Annotated in this window: 15 protein-coding genes; 2 read left to right on the top strand and 13 right to left on the bottom strand. The window is 74.6% G+C overall.

Translation table 11 applies throughout. The features are described from left to right. Positions 1-52 precede the first annotated feature (52 nt). A complete protein-coding gene (locus AB0G08_RS10370; protein ID WP_358085890.1) occupies positions 53-2,431 on the bottom strand; it encodes an acylase in 2,379 nt (792 codons plus the stop codon). Between the two features lie 172 nt (positions 2,432-2,603). On the opposite strand from AB0G08_RS10370, the gene AB0G08_RS10365 reads away from it, so the two are divergent. After that, complete coding sequence (locus AB0G08_RS10365) at positions 2,604-4,145, top strand: gluconokinase (protein WP_358085888.1); 1,542 nt, start codon at positions 2,604-2,606, stop codon at positions 4,143-4,145. A 108-nt stretch (positions 4,146-4,253) separates the two neighbouring features. On the opposite strand, the gene AB0G08_RS10360 is transcribed toward AB0G08_RS10365, so the two are convergent. The 10 genes from AB0G08_RS10360 to AB0G08_RS10315 all read right to left on the bottom strand — a co-directional run bounded on the left by AB0G08_RS10360 (position 4,254) and on the right by AB0G08_RS10315 (position 13,499). After that, entirely contained in the window at positions 4,254-4,538 is a 285-nt protein-coding gene (locus AB0G08_RS10360; RefSeq protein ID WP_358085886.1) for an antibiotic biosynthesis monooxygenase family protein, read from the bottom strand. A 25-nt stretch (positions 4,539-4,563) separates the two neighbouring features. Further along, positions 4,564-5,322: a MerR family transcriptional regulator gene (locus tag AB0G08_RS10355; protein ID WP_358085884.1), complete on the bottom strand. Its 759-nt coding sequence runs from the start codon at positions 5,320-5,322 to the stop codon at positions 4,564-4,566. A 50-nt stretch (positions 5,323-5,372) separates the two neighbouring features. Further along, positions 5,373-6,875, bottom strand: a complete 1,503-nt coding sequence (locus AB0G08_RS10350) for a hypothetical protein (protein ID WP_358085882.1) — start codon at positions 6,873-6,875, stop codon at positions 5,373-5,375. Positions 6,876-6,996: 121 nt separating this feature from the next. After that, positions 6,997-8,106, bottom strand: a complete 1,110-nt coding sequence (locus tag AB0G08_RS10345) for a hypothetical protein (protein WP_358085880.1) — start codon at positions 8,104-8,106, stop codon at positions 6,997-6,999. A 92-nt stretch (positions 8,107-8,198) separates the two neighbouring features. Next, complete coding sequence (locus AB0G08_RS10340) at positions 8,199-8,672, bottom strand: hypothetical protein (protein WP_358085878.1); 474 nt, start codon at positions 8,670-8,672, stop codon at positions 8,199-8,201. Between the two features lie 246 nt (positions 8,673-8,918). Beyond that, positions 8,919-9,152 carry a zinc-ribbon domain-containing protein gene (locus AB0G08_RS10335; RefSeq protein WP_358085876.1) on the bottom strand — a complete coding sequence of 78 codons (234 nt, stop codon included), beginning with the start codon at positions 9,150-9,152 and terminating at the stop codon, positions 8,919-8,921. A gap of 95 nt (positions 9,153-9,247) precedes the next feature. Beyond that, entirely contained in the window at positions 9,248-10,120 is an 873-nt protein-coding gene (locus tag AB0G08_RS10330) for an SRPBCC family protein (protein WP_358085874.1), read from the bottom strand. Next, the gene (locus AB0G08_RS10325; protein WP_358085872.1) at positions 10,113-10,670 is read right to left on the bottom strand and encodes a helix-turn-helix domain-containing protein; all 558 of its coding nucleotides are present in this window, start codon (positions 10,668-10,670) and stop codon (positions 10,113-10,115) included. Before AB0G08_RS10325 ends, AB0G08_RS10330 begins: the two co-directional genes overlap by 8 nt. Before the next feature lie 88 nt (positions 10,671-10,758). Continuing rightward, the gene (locus tag AB0G08_RS10320; RefSeq protein ID WP_358085870.1) at positions 10,759-12,102 is read right to left on the bottom strand and encodes a class I SAM-dependent methyltransferase; all 1,344 of its coding nucleotides are present in this window, start codon (positions 12,100-12,102) and stop codon (positions 10,759-10,761) included. After that, complete coding sequence (locus AB0G08_RS10315; protein ID WP_358085868.1) at positions 12,099-13,499, bottom strand: FAD-binding oxidoreductase; 1,401 nt, start codon at positions 13,497-13,499, stop codon at positions 12,099-12,101. Before AB0G08_RS10315 ends, AB0G08_RS10320 begins: the two co-directional genes overlap by 4 nt. 107 nt (positions 13,500-13,606) lie before the next feature. On the opposite strand from AB0G08_RS10315, the gene AB0G08_RS10310 reads away from it, so the two are divergent. Further along, on the top strand, positions 13,607-13,891 hold the full coding sequence (locus AB0G08_RS10310; protein WP_358085866.1) for a DUF427 domain-containing protein: 285 nt from the start codon (positions 13,607-13,609) through the stop codon (positions 13,889-13,891). A 20-nt stretch (positions 13,892-13,911) separates the two neighbouring features. Here the strand turns inward: AB0G08_RS10310 and AB0G08_RS10305 are convergent, their stop codons facing one another. Both AB0G08_RS10305 and AB0G08_RS10300 read right to left on the bottom strand, forming a co-directional pair. Further along, entirely contained in the window at positions 13,912-14,376 is a 465-nt protein-coding gene (locus AB0G08_RS10305; RefSeq protein ID WP_358085864.1) for a hypothetical protein, read from the bottom strand. Positions 14,377-15,186: 810 nt separating this feature from the next. Continuing rightward, positions 15,187-17,142, bottom strand: coding sequence for a VWA domain-containing protein (locus AB0G08_RS10300; protein WP_358085862.1), 1,956 nt, complete (start codon positions 17,140-17,142; stop codon positions 15,187-15,189).

Raw genomic sequence — 17,142 nt, 5'->3', positions numbered from 1 at the left:
GCGGTCGCGCCCGCCCGGTCGCGGTGACCGGACGGGCGCGACGGGCGGCGGGTCAGTGGCGGCGGCCCTCCCCCACCCGGTAGGTGCGCAGGTTCGGGTCGGCCTTGATCTGCGCCTCCGTGTACTTGATGGTGTCCCAGCCCTTGCCCGAGTAGAGCCGGGTCTGGTCGCCGTACCAGGGCGAGTTCGGGTTGGCCGACTGCGAGTAGGTGAGGATCTGCCGCCCCGAGGGGCCGTCGCGGCCCAGCTCGACGGCCATCACGAAGGACGAGCCGTGCACCACCTTCGGATAGCCGACGCCGGGCGCCAGCGGACTGATGATCATGTTGAACACGCCGGCCTCGGCGCGTCCGCCGTGGATCGGGATCCGCCGGTCGCCGCGCGGTTCGGTCTGGACGTCGCCCAGGCGCGCGTCGAGCGGGATGCCGGCGAGCTTGCGGACCGCGTCGGCGAGCGCGGTGAGCACGCGCGGGTCGGCGGTGTTCAGCCGGCTCGGGGTGCGCACCGGGTCGGCGGCGTCGAACGCGTCGGCGAACCGGATGCCGCCCGACAGGGCGAACTCGGTGAACAGGTGCGCGCCCCGGCTGTCCAGGTCGACGCGCAGGTCCCAGCCCTTCAGCGCCGCGCAGGCCCCGCGCAGGTCGACGGTGGTCCCGTCCGAGGCGGTCGCGCTGGGGTGCGCGGCGCAGAGCGCCACCAGGTCGTCGCGGAGCAGTTCGCCGCCGTACGCGCGGTTGCCGAAGACCGTCTGCCAGAGCCGGGACGTGGTGTAGCCCCGCCCGGGCAGCCCGTCGGTGCCGGCGAGCCGCCCCCGCACCTGCTCCACGCCGAGGCGGGTGCGCAGGCTGCGCTCGGTGCGCTCGTTGCCGACGATCCGCGGGTAGCCCTCCAGCGGCGCCTCCGGGTTGGCCAGCCAGTGGCTGTCGTTGGAGTTGGTCACGTAGTCGGCGCGGAACCGGATCGGCAGGTGCGCCGGGCCGAGGATGCCGGGCACCGCCGCGTCGGGGTCGCGGCCCAGCGCGCAGGCCGACCGGGAGCCGTCCAGGACGGCCTGGCCGCTGGTGGCGTAGAGCGGCTGGAACGGCGCGGGGATGCAGGCGGCGGCCAGCTCGTCGGTCACCCGGGGCACCACCGAGTGGTCGGCGTAGAGCGCCTCGCCGCGCGCGTCGGCGGCGATCACGTTCACCCAGGGCAGGAACTGGTGCCGGTCGAGGACCTGCTTCAGCTCGCGGACCGTCTTCGCCCGGCCCATCTCGAGCCAGCCGTCGAAGGCGCGGTTGTTGGTCGCGTTGGCGTCGGTGATCGCGTACGCCGCGGTGGTGGTCCAGTCGAAGGTGCCGGGGACGACGACCACCGGACCGAAGTGGGTGTCGTGGAAGGTGCGGCTGACCGGCACGGTGCCGCCGCCCGGGGCGGGCACCTGGACGGTGACCGCGCGGGTGGTCATCTTCCGGGCCCGGCCGTCCACGTAGTACGAGGTGGGGTCGCCGGGGACCAGCGCGAGCCGGTGCCAGACGAAGCGCCGGGCGGTGGAGACGGTGTGGCTCCAGGCGAGCGTGCGGTTGTGCCCGATCTCGATGATCGGGTCGCCGACCAGCGCCGCGCCCTCCACGTCGTAGCGGCCCGGGACCTTCAGGTGCATCCGGTAGAAGCGTTCCGCCCCCTCCCACGGGAAGTGCGGGTTGGCCAGCACCATCCCGCCGCCGTGTGTGGTGGCCTGCGCGCCCAGCCCGTAGGCGTTGCTGCCGACGCCGGCGGGCGCGCCGTCGCGGGCGGCGACGATCGCCGCGGCGCCCGGCGCGTCGAGGACGGCGGCCGGGCCGGTGGCCGTGGGCGGGGCGGCGGCGACGATCCCGTCGAGCACCGCCCGCGAGCCGGCCCGGACCATGCTGGCCCAGCTCGTACGCCACATGTCCAGCTCGGTCAGCGGGCGCACCCACGGCTTGCCCCGGCAGGCCGGGTCGGTGAGGTTGGCCGCGCCGGTGTGGCGCAGGTAGTTGTTGTAGCCGGCGACGAAGCCGCGGATCTGGTCGCGGACCTCGTCAGACGGGGAGTGCACGCCGTCGCGGGGCCCGAGCAGCAGCCGCTCCGCCGTGCCGTCGTCGATCGCCTTGCGGAAGAACAGGTCGCTGCGCACGTTCGGGTCCGTGGGGCTCGCCGCCCCGAAGTAGCGGGACCGCTCGGCGTTGACCGTGACGACCTTCTCCGCGATGACGCAGATGTTGTCCTCGGCCTGGACGTGACCGACGCCGAAGCCGAGGCTGGCGAAGGAGCGGGCGGTGATGTGCGGGACGCCGTAGGACGCCCGGCGGATCTCCGCCGAGTAGCCGCCGTCACCGTGCCGCGCGGCGGCCGGCGGGACGCCGGCGACCGCGGTGGTGGCGACCGTGGCGAGGGCGGTGACCAGTGCGCAGAGCGGCCTTGGCCTCATCGGGACTTCCTCCCGTCCGGTGGACGTGTGAGAAGTTCACACGACCGGCATTCTCGCCGGGCGCGGGCGTGCCGAGGAAGACCCGACCGGGAAACCGGGTTGTTCCCCCTACGGACCACCCGGACGCTGGGTAACGTCGGCGGCACCCGGGGTCGACGAGGGGGTGGGACCGGTGGGCGAACCGCTCCGCCCCGTGGTGATCGGCGTCGACATCGGCACCACCAGCACCAAGGCGGTCGCGTACGACGTGGACGGTGCCCAGCTCGCCCACCACTCGGTCGGCTACCCGCTCGACGAGCCGCACCCCGGCTACGCGGAGCAGGACCCGCGGCACATCCACGCGGCGGTGCTGGAGTCGGTGCGCACGGTCGTGGCGGAGCTGGACCGGCCGGTCGCCGGGCTCTCCTTCGGCACGGCGATGCACAGCCTGATCGGCCTGGACCCGGACGGCCACCCGATCACCCCGTCGCTCACCTGGGCCGACTCGCGGGCCAGCCGGCAGGCCGAACGGCTGCGCGCGGTCCCGTCCGGGTTGGCGCTGCACCGCCGCACCGGCACCCCGGTCCATCCGATGGCGCCGCTGCCCAAGCTGCTCTGGTTCGCCGAGCAGGAGCCGGTGCTGTTCGGGCGGGTGGCGTACTGGGTGGGCATCAAGGACTGGGTGCTGCTGCGGCTGTGCGACGCGCTGGTGACCGACCACTCGGTCGCCTCCGCGACCGGGCTGATGGACCTGAGCCAGCTGTCCTGGGACGAGGAGGCGCTCGGCGTCGCCGGGATCACCGCGGAGCAGTTGCCGGAGCTGGTGCCCACCACCACCGTGCTGCCCGGCCTCACCGCCGAGGCCGCCGCGGCGACCGGGCTGCCCCGGGGCACGAGGGTGGTCGTCGGCGCCGGGGACGGCCCGCTGGCCAACCTGGGGCTGGGCGCGGTCGCCCCGGGCGTGATGGCCTGCACGATCGGCACCAGCGGCGCGATGCGGGTGATGGTGGAGCGCCCCGGCGTCGACCCGCTCGGCGGGGTGTTCTGCTACGCGCTGACCGAGCACCGCTGGGTGGTGGGCGGGGCGATCAACAACGGCGGCATCGTGCTCGAATGGGTCGGCGACGCGCTCGCCCCGGAACTCGGCGAGCACGCCGAGGAGGAGCTGCTGGCGCTGGCCGCCGAGGCGCCGGTCGGCTCCGGCGGCCTGATCATGCTGCCGTACCTGCTCAGCGAGCGCGCCCCGCACTGGAGTGCGCTGCCGCGCGGCGCGTACGTGGGGCTGACCAACGGGCACCGCCGGGCCCACCTGGTGCGGGCCGCGCTGGAGGGCGTCTGCCAGCAGCTGGCGCTGGTGCTGGCCTCGGTGCGCGCCGCCGGCAACGAGGTCCGGGAGATCCGGGCCAGCGGCGGTTTCGCGCGCAGCCCGCTGTGGCGGCAGATGCTGGCCGACGTGCTCGGCGTGCCGGTGCGCTTCCCCGCCACGCGCGAGGGCTCCGGCTTCGGCGCGGCGCTGCTCGGCATGCAGGCGCTGGGGCTGATCCCCTCCATCGACGTCGCCGCCGACCTGGTGCGCATCGAGGAGACGGCCCGCCCGGACCCGGCCGCCGCCGCCACCTACGCCGCCCTGCTGCCGCTCTTCGCCGGGCTCTACGACGCGCTGGTCCCCACGTTCACCGCGCTGCGCCGCCTCGCCCCGGGCCTGCCGCCAACGCCGGGGCCCCCGCCGCGGTAGGCCCCGGGCCGACCGCCACCGGCGGCGAGGTGGTCCGCCGGCTCGCCCGCACCCCTCCGCGACCGTCCGACCGCGCCGGCCGGACGGCGTGCCGCCCGGCCGGCCCGGTCAGGGCGCCTCGACGCCGGAGATCAGGTACCGGTGCACCTCGGCGCCGCGGATCGCCACCGCCTGCTCCGTCGAGGGACCGGAGCCCCGGAAGTCGAGCAGTTGCCCCTCGGACTCCCAGCGCTCGTAGACGTTGATCCGGCCCGGCTCGACCAGGTCCGCGCCCATCGCGAAGTCGACGCAGCCCGGCGCGGACCGCGCCTGCCGGACGACCTCCACGCAGTCGGCGAGGTAGGCGTCCCGCTGGTCCGGTTCGACGTAGAGACTGCCGGCGACGATGAGCACTGTGACCTCCGGGGACGGCCGCGCCTCAGGCGCGGGTGATCGCGTTGGCGTGGATGGCCTCGCCCAGGTACGCGGCCATCCCCGGCCTGATCTTCTCGAAGTACGCGGTGAACCGCTCGTCCGCCACGTACATGTCGGCCAGCCCGGTGTGGATCTCGTACGAGCACTCGTAGAACCAGCGGCTGATCAGCTGCCGGTGCGCCTCGGCCAGGTCCATCGCCGCCGGGCTGTCCGCCGGCGCGCCCGAGGACATCACCTCGGCGAACCGCCGGCCCCAGTCCTCGTTCTCCGCCCTGTTCCGCAGCCAGTCGTCCTTCGTGTAGCGGGACACGCGCCGGTTCGACTCCCGGTACGCCTCGCTGCCGCCCCAGCGCTGCTCGGCCTCCTCGGCGTACGCCTCCGGGTCGAAGTCGCCGAAGACCTCGAACCGCTCCTGCGGGGTGAGTGGGATGTTCAACCTGCTCGCCTCCATCGCGAACTCGATCGCCGCGACCATCTCCTGGAGCCGTCCGATCCGTACGGTCAGCAGCTCGTGCTGGCGGCGCAGGTGCGCCGCCGGGTCGCTCGCCGGGTCGTCGAGGATCGCGGCGATCTCCTCCAGCGGGAACCCCAGCTCCCGGTAGTAGCGGATGTGCTGCAACCGCTCCAGGTCGGCGTCGTCGTAGCGCCGGTAGCCCGTGCTGCTGCGGCCACCGGGCGTGAGCAGCCCGATCTCGTCGTAGTGGTGCAGCGTCCGCACGGTCACCCCGGCCGCCTTCGCCACCTGTCCCACCGTGTAGGCCATGGTTTCCCTCCCTTCCGCAAACGAGGCTCCCGCCTGCCGTCACGTGAGGGTCAAGCCCGATCCGCGTCGGCGTCGCGGGCCTCGTCGCCGGCGGGGGTCGGCGGTCCGCCGTGCGTCCAGGGCGTCTCCTCCGGGGCCGGGAACGCGCCGACCGGCATGAACGCGTCCGACAGGGTGGTGTAGCAGAGCCGCTCCCCCACCTCGGGCACGCTGCCCGGCGGCGCGGTCAGCCCCCGGCCCATCCCGCCGGAGAGCTCCAGCACCACCTCGGTCTTGCCGTCCGCCGCCGGGGTGACGAAGACCACCCGGGCCTTCTGCGCCGGCCGGGCCGGCGAGTACAGCGTCGCGCCGGGCGGCATCGGCACCGGCTCGGTGGTGACCAGCTGGACCCGGGGGCGCAGCACCGGCCGCTTGCCGCTGTCGTCCACCCGCTTCGGGTCGGCCAGGGTCACCTCGCCGACGAACGCCTCCCCGGTCAGCCGGTGCTCCGCCATCACCAGCGGGTCGTCGTAGGCGCGCTGCACCGCGTAGGAGGTCAGGGCCCGTTCCAGCCGGTGCAGCCGCTGGGCGGCCGCCACCGCCCCGTCCCGGCGGGGCTGCGGCGCGCCGCCGGAGTCGACGTGCTCGGCGTAGCCGGTGAAGGCGTCCTTGTCGCCGTCCCAGCGGCCGGCCACCCGGGCGCCCGGGGGCAGGCCGCGCAGCAGCCCCACGCCGCGCCACATCAGCTCCCAGGTGGGCGCGAGCTGGTCGCGCAGCAGCCGTGCCAGCTCCGCGTACGCCCTGGCGCGCGCGGCCGGGTCGTCCTCGGCGTCGGTGTACGCGGCGATGGCCGGGGCGAGCCGCTGGTTGTCGAAGTCGGGGTCGGTGGCCGGGCCGGCGGGCGGGCAGGTCGCCGGGTCCTCGGCCCGCGCCGCCGCCTCGGCGCCGGTGAGCCCGGCGGGCGGGTCGATCCAGCCGAGCAGCGCCGGCAGGTGCAGGTCCTCCACCACGCTCTGCCCGGTGGCCCAGTGCAGCGTCAGCGCGTCGGTCATCGCCAGCAGCGCCGACGAGCCCGGATGCTCGGCCCGCTCGGCGAAGAACGTCAGCCAGCGCCCGAGCACCGGCACCGACGGGTGCACCGGATACTCCCCGTCGGGGCGGCGGAAGCGGGTGGAGCGGCCGAGCAGCCGCAGGAAGGTGATCCCGGCGGGGTTCGGCACCAGCAGTTGCGGGGCGTCGACGTGGCGGTAGCGCACGTCCCGGCCCCGGTCGACCGGCACCGCCTCGGAGACGCCCCGGAAACCGTCCAGGTAGGGCAGCACGATCCCGGCCAGCTCGGCGGCGAACGCGAACCGCTGGTCGCGGTTGCGGGGCTGCGGCACGATCAGCAGCCGCGCCGCGTCCGGGGCGTCGCCGACCAGCGCCGCCAGCGGCGCGTTCGCCTCGCCGGCCATCGCCAGCGGCACCAGCACCAGCGGTCGCTCGGCCAGGTGCAGGTGCCGGACGGTCGCCACCGGCTGGGCCACCCCGGCGGCGAGCGCCTGGGCCCGGGCCAGCGCGCGCAATGTGCTCACGCCGACCTGCCCGCACGGCCGGCGGCGGCTGGTGGCCGCGCCGCTCGCCCCGGCCTCGCGAGTGAACCGGCGCGGGGCGGCGAGGGATCGGCCGGGTGGTGGCGACGGGCGGCCGGCGTACTCATGCGGGGGTCCCCGCGAGGGCGTCGGCGCGCAGCCGGGCGGCGGCCCGCAGCAGCGCGGCGGCCTCCTCCTGCCCGGGCTCCGGCGTGCGCTCGCCGGCGGCCAGCGCCAGCACCTCGTCGACCTCCGCGACCCCGCCGAGCGCCTCCCGGACCGGCCGGCCCAGCGCCCCGGTGTGGCCGCGCGCCTCGTGGCGGCAGAAGTACGCCAGCTCGCAGGCCGCCAGGCAGTCGGGCGCGTAGCGAGCCTCCACGGTCGACAGCGCGGCGAGCAGGGCCGCCGGCTCGGCCGTCAGGTCGGCCGTGAAGTCCCCGGGCACGGCGGCCAGCAGCGCGTCGACCCGGGCCATCCGGTCGAGCTGGCGGCGCAACACCAGCAGTTGCTTGCGCACGTCGACCAGGCTGGCCACCGGCTGGTTGGCGAAGTCGCGCGGGCAGACCAGCACCGCGTCGTGCGACACCAGCTCCGGGTCGTGGCCGGCGGCGCCGAGCAGCTCGCGCAGGGCCAGCACGTAGACGGCGGCCTGGATCGCGGCGGCGGACACCTTGGCCGGGTCGGCCTGGCCGTCCACCACCGGGAACGACTTGATCTCGACGACGTGGAACCGGCCGGCGAGCCGGGCGGCGACCAGGTCCGGCTCCAGGTGCACCCGGCGGCCGGCGACGTCCAGACCGAGCAGCGGGTGGTCGAACAGCGCGGCGGTGTCGTCCGCCCCACCGGGGGCGGCGCCGGTCAGCAGCGCGGCGGAGCGTCGATGCCGGGCGGCCGTGTCGTCCTCGGCGCCGTCGCCGAGGTCCGTCCAGCTCGCCGCCGCCGGCACGGGTACGCCCAACCGCTCGGCGACCAGCCGCAGCAGCTCGGCCCCGCCGTCGGCCTTGACCTGCGCCTCGAACGCGTTGCCGCGGGTGATGGCGAACCGGGACTGCCCGAACCGGGCGGGAAACCCGATCCGCTCGGCCAGCTTCGGCTTGTCGACCCCCGCGCCGTCCAGCACCGCCCGTCGGGTGCAGCCCGGGTTGCCGGTCAGGGCGGCGATGGTGCGCGCGTTGTGCCGCCTCGGTGGCACGCCGCCGCGGATCGCGGCCAGTCGTTCCTCGGTGCTCGTCACGATCCGCCACGATAGGCGGTCCCCGCCGCCCGCGCCGGGCGCCGCCCCGGCGGGTGGCATGCGGCGCAGCCGTCAGCCGGGCCGGAACCGGCTCAGAGCATGGTGGTGAACGGCCCCAGCACACCGCAGCAGAGCAGCCCGAACACGCCGAGCGTGAGCAGCGCGATGCTGTAGTTCGACCAGAGCCCGAACTTCGTCACGTCGGTGCCGTACCCGTCGTAGGCGCGGTTGCGCCAGCCACCGAAGCGGAACGACAGGTGGTACGCCACGCCGGGCTGGGCGACCAGCGCGGTGGTGATCAGCGGCATGCCCAGGAAGTCGGTGTACCGGACGTCGTGCGGCCCGGCGGGGATCACCACGTGCCAGGTGCCCTCACCGGGGATCGGCACCGACTGGCCGTCGATCTTGAACTTGCTCGTGGTCGGCGCGGGCACGATGTAGGGGCCACGGTTCACCGAGACGACGAGCACCGCGTAGCCCGGCGGGGGCGCGACCGGGTGGGGGTACACCATCGGCGTCACGGGGCCGGGCATGTGCGGGTACGACGCATGAGGGGGGTACGACACCGCCACATCCTGGCACGGCCCGACCAGTCCGCCGAGACTCGGCGGATCACGATACGGTCAGCGCCCGGCGGAGCGGTTCCAGGGCGAACGGGGCAGGGCGGTGCCGGCCAGCGGCCGGCGGTCGCGGCGACGGCGGCGGCGTCCGGGGGTGCACGGCGGCCGCGAGACGGTGTGCACGGGCGCCGGGGCGGGCACGGCAGGTTGCCGGCCGATCAGCCAACAGAGGAAGCGGGCCATCGGTGGGGCTCAGCCGACCGGAAGGCGCTCGGCCTCGGACCGGGAGATCTCGTACTGGGCGCCGCAGAAGGTGCACTGCTGCACGTAGCGGGTGCGGATCGGGATGATCGGCACGAAGAAGAGGCTGAACTTCGTCGACCGGCGCGTGACCACCTGCGCGGCGTGGTTACGGCAGTTGCGGCAGACCTGCTGCGCCACGCCGGACTGGCTGACCTTGGTGCGGAGCCCGAAGATGAAGAACATCGCCCGTCAGTACCCACCCGGGGCCCGACTATCACCTGCGATTCCGACCGGTTCCGGGCGCGGCCCACGGCGGGACCGCGCCCGGTACGCCTACGTCAGCTCGTCGCCCTCACGGGCTCCAGGCCCGGCACCTCGGCGGGGAGCCAGATCGGCTGCCAGTTCTCCATCTCGTGGAAGCGGCGCAGCTCGAACAGCCCCGAGACCGACCCGGCCCAGGCCCCGTACGGGGGGTGCTGCTCGTCGAAGCCGGACTGCACGAAGGTCAGCTTCGTCCTCCCCTGCGACTCGGCCAGCTCCCAGGTGGTGACGCCCGTCGGCCCCCAGTCCACCGACAGCTTCCGGCCCGGCTCCAGGTCGACGACCTTGGCCGCGTAGCCGTGCTCGAAGCCGCCCATGGCGTAGCGGCCGCCGACCCAGGGCTCGATGCCGATCGGGTAGCCGAACCAGGCGCTGGCCTGCGCGGAGTCGGTCAGCGACTCGAACACCTTCGCCGTCGGCGCGTCGATCAGCAGCTCGCCGCGCATCTCGGCGGAGGTGAAGTCGACCTTCGGCAGCAGCGGTTGCCCTTCCAGGTGGGCGGCCAGGTTGGCCAGCGACATACTCCAGAACGTCTGGAGCACGCCCCGGATGGTGCTGCCGCTCATCGCCTCGGCGAAGTCGAAGTGGCTCTGGCTGAGCGTCAGCACCGTGGTCTCGGGACCCTCGGCGCGCAGGGCGAACTCGGTGGTGGTCTCCACCCCGTCGAGCAGCCAGGCGAAGCGCAGCGTGTCGTCGTCGGCGTGCAGCAGCCGCTGGTGCGGCGCGTCGCCCTCGGGCGTGTGCCGGCCCCAGAACTCGTACCGTCTCGGCAGGTCGACCTCGGCGTGCTCGGCCAGCCAGACGCGCAGCTCGGCCGGGTCGGTCAGGGCGCGGCGGACGGCCTCCGCCGGCGCGGCGAGACGGACGGGCAGCCTCATCGGTTCAGTCACGTTCTTTCCCCTTCGGATAGCAGGCCACGGCGAGCTTGAAGGCGTCGCCCTCGGCACCGCCGTAGCGCGTGAACAGGTCCTGCAGAGCGGTCTGCAGGTCGTGCAGGAACTGCGGGCGAAGCTCCGGTGGCACCCGGATCTCGCCGGCGACCCCGATCGAGGGGAGCTCGGGGGCGGCGCGGTCCAGCGCGGCGACGTCCGCCTGGACCTCCTCCATCAGGTCCAGCAGGTGGCCGAGGCTCAGCTCGTCGCGGGCCCGACGCAGGCCGATCCGGCCGACCAGCCGGGGGGACAGCCAGTAGGACCGGGCGGCGGCCTGGTAGATGCCCTCGGTGATGCCCCGGACCTTGCGCTCGCTGACCAGCTCGACCAGCCCGGCGGCGACGAGCTGCTTGACGTGGTAGTAGACGCGCTGCGGCGTCTGCTCCAGCCGGGTGGCGACCTCGGTGCAGGTGCGCGGCTCGGCCAGTTGCCGCAGCACTTCGACGCGCTGCGGCTTGAGCAGGACCTCGGCCTGCTCGATCTGTTCCAGGTACAGGACGTCTCTCATGGCAAAATCAGTTTGTACGTACAAAACTTCTTTGTCAATTGGTTCGACGACAGCCGCGCCGATGGTCGGCGCGGCTGTCGGACGCCGATCAGGCCAGCCAGTCGGGGCGCAGCGGGTAGCCGCTCGCCCCCTCCGGGCCGTTGCGGGTGGCCAGCACCTGGTGCAGCTGGATGCCGTTGCGCTCGAACGCCAGCCGGGACCCGGCCATGTAGAGGCCCCAGACCCGGGCCGTGCCCGGCCCCACCTCCGAGACGCAGAAGTCCCAGTGCGCCACGAGGTTGCGGCACCAGGCGGCCAGGGTCAGCGCGTAGTGCAGCCGCAGGTTCTCCTCGTGCTGCACCTCCAGCCCGACGTCGTGGATCTCGCTGACCACGCGCCCCGGGCCGGCCAGCTCCCCGTCGGGGAAGACGTACCGGTCGATGAACGCGCCCGAGCGGTGCGGCGCGTGGTTGTCGGCCCGGGTGATGCAGTGGTTGAGCAGCCGGCCGTCCGGCCGCAGCCGGTCGGACAGGGCGCCGAAGTAGGCCGGGTAGTTGCGCACTCCGATGTGCTCGGTCAGGCCGATCGAGGAGACCGCGTCGAACTGCTCGCGCGGCGCGTCGCGGTAGTCGAGGTGGCGCACCTCGGCCAGGCCGGTCAGACCCTCCCGCTCGATCGCCGCCCGCGCCCACTCGGCCTGCGCCCGGGACAGGGTCACCCCGAGCGCCTTCACGCCGTACTCGCGGGCCGCGTGTCGGACCATGCCGCCCCACCCGCAGCCCACGTCGAGCAGCCGCATCCCCGCCTTGAGCGCCAGCTTCTGCGCCACCAGGTCGTACTTGGCCGCCTGCGCCTCCTCCAGCGTGTCGTCGGGCGAGCGGAAGACCGCGCAGGTGTACGTCATCGACGGGCCGAGCACCTTCTCGTAGAAGGCGTTCGAGACGTCGTAGTGGTGCGAGATCGCGGTGCTGTCGCGGGTCCGGGAGTGCCGCAGCCCGTTCATCAGGCGCTTCCAGCGCGGCAGCGCCTCCTGCGGCGGGGGCGGCGGCGGCACCAGCCGCTCCCAGCCGAGCCCGCGCACGAGGGCCAGCCCCTCGGCCAGCGACGGCGTACGCAGCCGCAGCTCGTCCTTGAGCACCCGCAACGCCTCGTACGGGTCGCCCGGGTGCACCCCCTGCAACGCCAGGTCGCCGCCGACGTACGCCCGGGCCATGCCCAGATCGCCCGGGGCGGTGAGCAGGTAGGTCAGGCCCCGCTCGGAACGGATCGACAGGGTGATCCCGGCATCGGCCGGGCCCACCGCGCTGCCGTCGTACCCGGTGACCCGCACCGGGAGGGCCCCGGTGGTCAACGCGCGGACGACGTCCGCCACGGTCGGACCCGGGCGCCGGCTCCCCGCCGGCGGACTGGCGGGAGCGCTCGCCGCCCCCTGGTCTCGATCGGTCAGGCTCATGCTCGTGCTACCGCCTTCTCGTACAGTCCGGTGAGCCGATGGTCCGGGTCGTAACGGTCCTTCACCGCGCGCCACGTCGCGCCGCCGTAGAGCCGGTCGAAGGATTCCCGGTCGTAGTACGCGTCGGAGTAGAGCGACTTGTGGCCGCCCGACTCCGACACCGTGCGCTCGATCGCGCGGTTGACATCGCCGTCGGCGGCCCCGGCCGCGATCGGCACGCTCCCCCAGAAGCCGACGTTCACGTAGTTCTGTCCAGCTCGGAGCGGATAGAGCGGCCAGGCCCGGGCCGACCCCGGACCGGACGGCTCGCGCAGCCGCAGCGGGCACAGCCAGACCGGGGTCATCCCGACGGTGCGGGCGAACCAGCGCAGGAACTCCGCCGTCCGCTCCAGCGGGATCTCCACGTCCTGCACCACCCGCTCGCGCGCCGGTTGGCCGCGCAGGCGGTCGATCCGGGCGGCCACGCCGTGCCGGTGCTCCAACCGGACCAACCGGTGGTAGACGTCGCTGCGCCGCCACCGCGCGGGCCAGACCCGCCGCAGGACCGGGTGCTGCACCCCGAACGCCGCCGAGCACCAGAACCAGTCGGTGTCCCAGCGCCAGAGATAGTCGTACGTGGTCAGTGCGTCGCGCGTGTGCCGGCGCACCGACCGGTAGTAGATCTCCTGGCCCGTGTAGTCGCTGACCCGCGGGGCGTCGTCGGTGAAGGTGCCGAGCACCAGGTAGGCCTCGCCGGGGCTGAACATCACCCCGTCCATCGCGTCCACCGCCTCGCCGGCCCAGGACCGGGTCGCGGTGACCTCGGCAAGCGCGTCGGCGAGGGCCTCCAGCCGGGTGAACCGGACGTTGCGCAGGGCCACGAAGCGGCGTACCGGCGCCAGCTCGATGCGCAGCCGGGTCGCGTAGCCCAGGCTGCCCAGCGAGTTGGGGAACGCCGCGAAGAGGTCGGCGTGCTCGCCCTCGGGGCGGGCGGTGACGATCTCGCCGGCCCCGGTCAGCACGTCCATCTCGGTCACCGACTCGTGCGGCAGGCCGTTGCGGAACGACGTCGACTCGATGCCGAGCCCGGTCACCGCCCCGCCGAGGGTGATGGTGCGCAACTGCGGCACCACCAGCGGCATGAGCCCGTGCGGCAGGGTCGCGTCGACCAGGTCCTCGTAGGTGCACATGCCCTGCACGTCGGCCGTGCGGGCGACCGGGTCGACGGCGAGCACGCCGGTGAGCCCGCTGACGTCCAGGCCCGGCGCGCTGGGGGCGGACCGGGGGCGGAACAGGTTGGAGGTGCGCTTGGCGAGCCGCACCGGTTCGCCCGCGGGCACCGCCGCATAGGACCGTCGCAACTGGGCCACCGCGCCGTCGTGGTCGACCGGATGATGATCCACACGGACCGCACACATGCGATCACTGTACGCGCCAGGCGCCCGCGGTGTGGGACCTCCACGCCCGCGTTCGCGACGTCGTCGGGTGACTGGCCGTCGCCGGCCCGGCGACATAGCGTGGAGCCATGCCGAAAGCCGTCTGGAACGACCTGGTCGTGGCCGAGAGCGACGACACCGTGCTGGTCGAGGGGAACCACTACTTCCCGCGTGCCGCCCTGCGCGCCGACCTGATCCGCGAGTCCGACACGCACACGGTCTGCCCGTGGAAGGGCACCGCGTCCTACTACACCCTGGAACACGACGGCCGGACCAGCGCCGACGCGGTCTGGTACTACCCGGAGCCCAAGCCGGAGGCGGAGATGGTCCGCGACCGGGTCGCCTTCTGGAAGGACGTCCAGGTCGTCGACTGACGCGCCCCCGGCGCACCCCCTCAGCCGGCGCGCAGCATGCGCAGCTGGGCGAGGTGCTTCGGCAGGTGGACGCGGGCGTGCAGGTCGAGGGTGCGGCCCCAGGGCAGCGGCTCGTCGACGACGAGGTCGAAGCCCTCACGCAGGTGGGTCTCGACCGGGGTCTGCGCCGCCGGGCCGAGCCGCTCGGTCAGCGCGCAGAGCTTCTGGCTGGTGGCCCGCAGCAGGGTCGCCAGCCCGGCCAGCCCGCCGCACTCGACGACCAGCGCGTCCACCTGCGGGCGGTGGACGGTCTCCAGGTCGTAGTAGGCGAACGGCGAGCCGGCGATGACCGCCTCGGTCGCCTCGGTCATCAGCTCGTCGTTGGCGGCGAGGTGGGCGACGATCTGCTCGGCGCTGAGCTGCCCGGCCGGCGGCGGCCCGAACCCGCCCGCGTCGACCTCCGCGAGCACCTCCTCGTACGCCCCCCGCAACGTGCCGCTGTCCATGCCCCCAGTCAATCCCGGCCCGCGCCGTCCGACCCGGCGTTCCCGCGGACGGTTCACCCGGAAGGGGCCGGCCGGAAACGCATGCCCGGACGTCGCCGGCCGGAGGGCTGACCGGACGCTGTCGAGCTGCCCCGTCGATAGGACCAGGAGCGGCGGGCCGGAAGAACTCGGCAGGCGACGCGCATCGGCGCTCCTCCTTCGACTCCCGGCTCTCGCCGGACAGATCCAGCCGCTGCATCTGGTCGTCAGGCCGGGACCGGGCCTTCCGGGGTAGCGTCGGACGAGGTCCCAGGTTGGCACGGCCTCCCGTCCCGGACGAGGCCTCTGACCGGCACGGCCTCCCGTTTCGGACGAGGCCTCTGACCGGTACAGCCTCCCGTTTCGGACGGGGCCTCTGACCGGTACAGCCTCCCGTCCCGGACGAGGCCTCTGACCGGCACGGCCTCCCGTCGGACGAGGCCTCTGGCTGGCACAACGCCCGAGGCGCCCGGCATCGGCACGACCTCCGGCCACGCACGAGGCCGCGGCATCGGCACGGACCGTGGTCTCACCAATGGGGCAGCTCGACAGCGTCCAAGCGGCGCCCCCGAGGCAAGGCGCACCCCGAGGCAAGGCGCGCCCCAAGGCCGGGCGCACTTCAAGGCTGGGCGCACCCGAGGCGAGGCGCACCCAAGGCCCGGGCACGCCCCGAGGCCCGACAGCGCCCGAGGCCCGAGGGCCAACCAGAGCGCTGCACCGCGCCCGGATCGGGCCTCCCTGCCGGCCGGGGCCACGGGGTGCTCAGCCGCTCGGTCCGTCGAATCCGCCAGGTCAGCGCCGGCGGGGCTGCCGGGTGCGCAGGTAGTCGGAGACCACGTACTCGCCGAGGTCCTCCAGGTCGGGGGTGAACATCCGGCCCTTCGAGCGGCGGGCCACGGCGTCGACGAAGCGGCGCAGGCCGGGATCGTCGCCGAGCATGAACAGGTTGAGCGTGGCGCCGTAGCGGGTGAGCCGGTCCACCTCGCGTACGGTCGCCTCGATCGTCTCGGGCAGCGACGGCCAGTGGAACAGCGCCTGCCCGTCGTCCGGGTCCAGGTGGGCGGTCGGCTCCCCGTCGGTGACCACCAGCACCACCGGCTCGGCGTCCGGGTGCCGCCGCAGGTGCCGGGCGGCCAGCCGCAGCGCGTGCTGGAGGTTCGTGCCCTGCCGCATGTCGGGCTCGGCGGCGGCCAGCTCCTGCTGGGTCAGCGGCAGCGCCTCCAGGCCGAAGCCGATGATCTGCAACGCGTCCTGGGGGAACCGGGTGGCCATCAGGTGCGCCAGCGCCAGCGCCGTCTGCTTCATCGGGCCCCACCGGCCCTGGGAGATCATCGAGTAGGAGAGGTCGACGCAGAGCACCACGGCCGCCGAGGCCCGCCGCTCGGTCTCCACCACCTCGAAGTCTTCGACGGCCAACCGCACCGGCACGCCGGAGCCGGCGCGGCGGACCGCCCGGGTCAGCGTGCGCACCACGTCGAGGGGCTGCTCGTCGCCGTACTCCCACGGCCGGGAACCGCCGCTGACCTCGCCGGCGGCGCCCGCCGAGCGCAGGTCGTGCTGGCCGCGCGGCCCGGCGGTCAGGTCCGCGAAGACCCGCCGCAGCGCGGTGCCGCCGAGGCGGCGCAGCGCCTTCGGGCTCAGGGTCAGCCCCTCGGCGTCCCGGCTCACCCATCCCTGCCGGCGCAGTTCCCGCTCCAGCTCCCGCAGCCGGCGTACGTCGTCGGCGGCGTCCCGGCCCAGCGTCCGGGCCACCGCGTCGACGTCGACCTCGTCCAGGGTGGCCCCCGGATTCTCCTGGTCGAGCTGGTCCAGCAGCTCGTCCAGCTCGGCGATCTCCCCGAGCGCGCCGGCCGCCTCGCCGTAGCCGAGGAGCCGCTCGCCCCGCACCCGCTCGCCCGGGCCCCGGTGCAGGTCGGGGCGGAGCGCGCGGAGGTTGGCGTCCAGCGCGGCCAGCTCCCCGGCGAGCCGGTCGCCCAGCGACTGCCGCATCAGGTCGGCCAGCTCCTCGCGCTGCCGGTCGGACAGCGAGCGCATCAGCCGCTCACCGGCGGCCGACCGCCGGGCCAGCACGTCGACCAGTTCGTCCACGTCGGCCGGCTGCTCCGGGAAGAACTCGCCGTGCCGGCGCATGAACTCGGCGAAGGCGTCGGTGGTGTCCTCCGACCGGGCGTGCCGGGCGAGCAGGTCGTTCAGGTCGCGCATCATCCCGGCGAGCCGCTGCTGCGCGCCCGGGTCCGCCGAGGCGCGCACCGCGTCCCGCAGCCCGGCGAAGCGCTGGCCGAGCACGTCGTCGCGCAGCCCGTCGAGGATCCGCTGGTACGTCCGGCGGGCCTCGTCACTGCTCCACCGGTATCCGGTCAGCTCCGCCACGGCGCGGGCCGTCGAGCGGGGCAGGTTGTCCAGCACCGCCTCGGCGAAGCGCGCGTCGTCGTCGTCGCGCCCGCGCAGCTCGTCCCGCTCGGCGGCGAGCGCCTGGTCGAGCAGGGCCCGGGCCCGGGTGACCGCCCCGTCCAGGTCACCCCGGCGCAACGCCTCCCGGCGCAGCCGCCTGGCCCGGGCGGCGAGGTCGTCGAGGCCGCCGCGCCCCTGCGGCCCCCGACGCAGCAGGTCCCGCAGCGCCTCCCGGAGGCTGCCGCCGGCCAGCACCTCGGCGCCGACGGCGTCCACCGCCCCCCGCACGTCGTACGGGGGCGCGAGCGGGTCGGGGCCGCCCCGCCACTGCCCGTACCGGAACCGGTCGCCGGCCAT

Source organism: Micromonospora sp. NPDC023644 (assembly GCF_040640115.1).
Classification (GTDB): domain Bacteria; phylum Actinomycetota; class Actinomycetes; order Mycobacteriales; family Micromonosporaceae; genus Micromonospora.
This window is presented reverse-complemented; position numbering and strand designations above follow the sequence as displayed.

Coding starts and splice junctions, on each gene's coding strand:
- AB0G08_RS10370 (WP_358085890.1), bottom strand. CDS start 2,431: ATGAGGCCAAGGCCGCTCTGCGCACTGGTCACCGCCCTCGCCACGGTC.
- AB0G08_RS10355 (WP_358085884.1), bottom strand. CDS start 5,322: ATGGCCTACACGGTGGGACAGGTGGCGAAGGCGGCCGGGGTGACCGTG.
- AB0G08_RS10335 (WP_358085876.1), bottom strand. CDS start 9,152: ATGTTCTTCATCTTCGGGCTCCGCACCAAGGTCAGCCAGTCCGGCGTG.
- AB0G08_RS10325 (WP_358085872.1), bottom strand. CDS start 10,670: ATGAGAGACGTCCTGTACCTGGAACAGATCGAGCAGGCCGAGGTCCTG.
- AB0G08_RS10320 (WP_358085870.1), bottom strand. CDS start 12,102: ATGAGCCTGACCGATCGAGACCAGGGGGCGGCGAGCGCTCCCGCCAGT.
- AB0G08_RS10315 (WP_358085868.1), bottom strand. CDS start 13,499: ATGTGTGCGGTCCGTGTGGATCATCATCCGGTCGACCACGACGGCGCG.
- AB0G08_RS10310 (WP_358085866.1), top strand. CDS start 13,607: ATGCCGAAAGCCGTCTGGAACGACCTGGTCGTGGCCGAGAGCGACGAC.
- AB0G08_RS10305 (WP_358085864.1), bottom strand. CDS start 14,376: ATGGACAGCGGCACGTTGCGGGGGGCGTACGAGGAGGTGCTCGCGGAG.
- AB0G08_RS10300 (WP_358085862.1), bottom strand. CDS start 17,142: ATGGCCGGCGACCGGTTCCGGTACGGGCAGTGGCGGGGCGGCCCCGAC.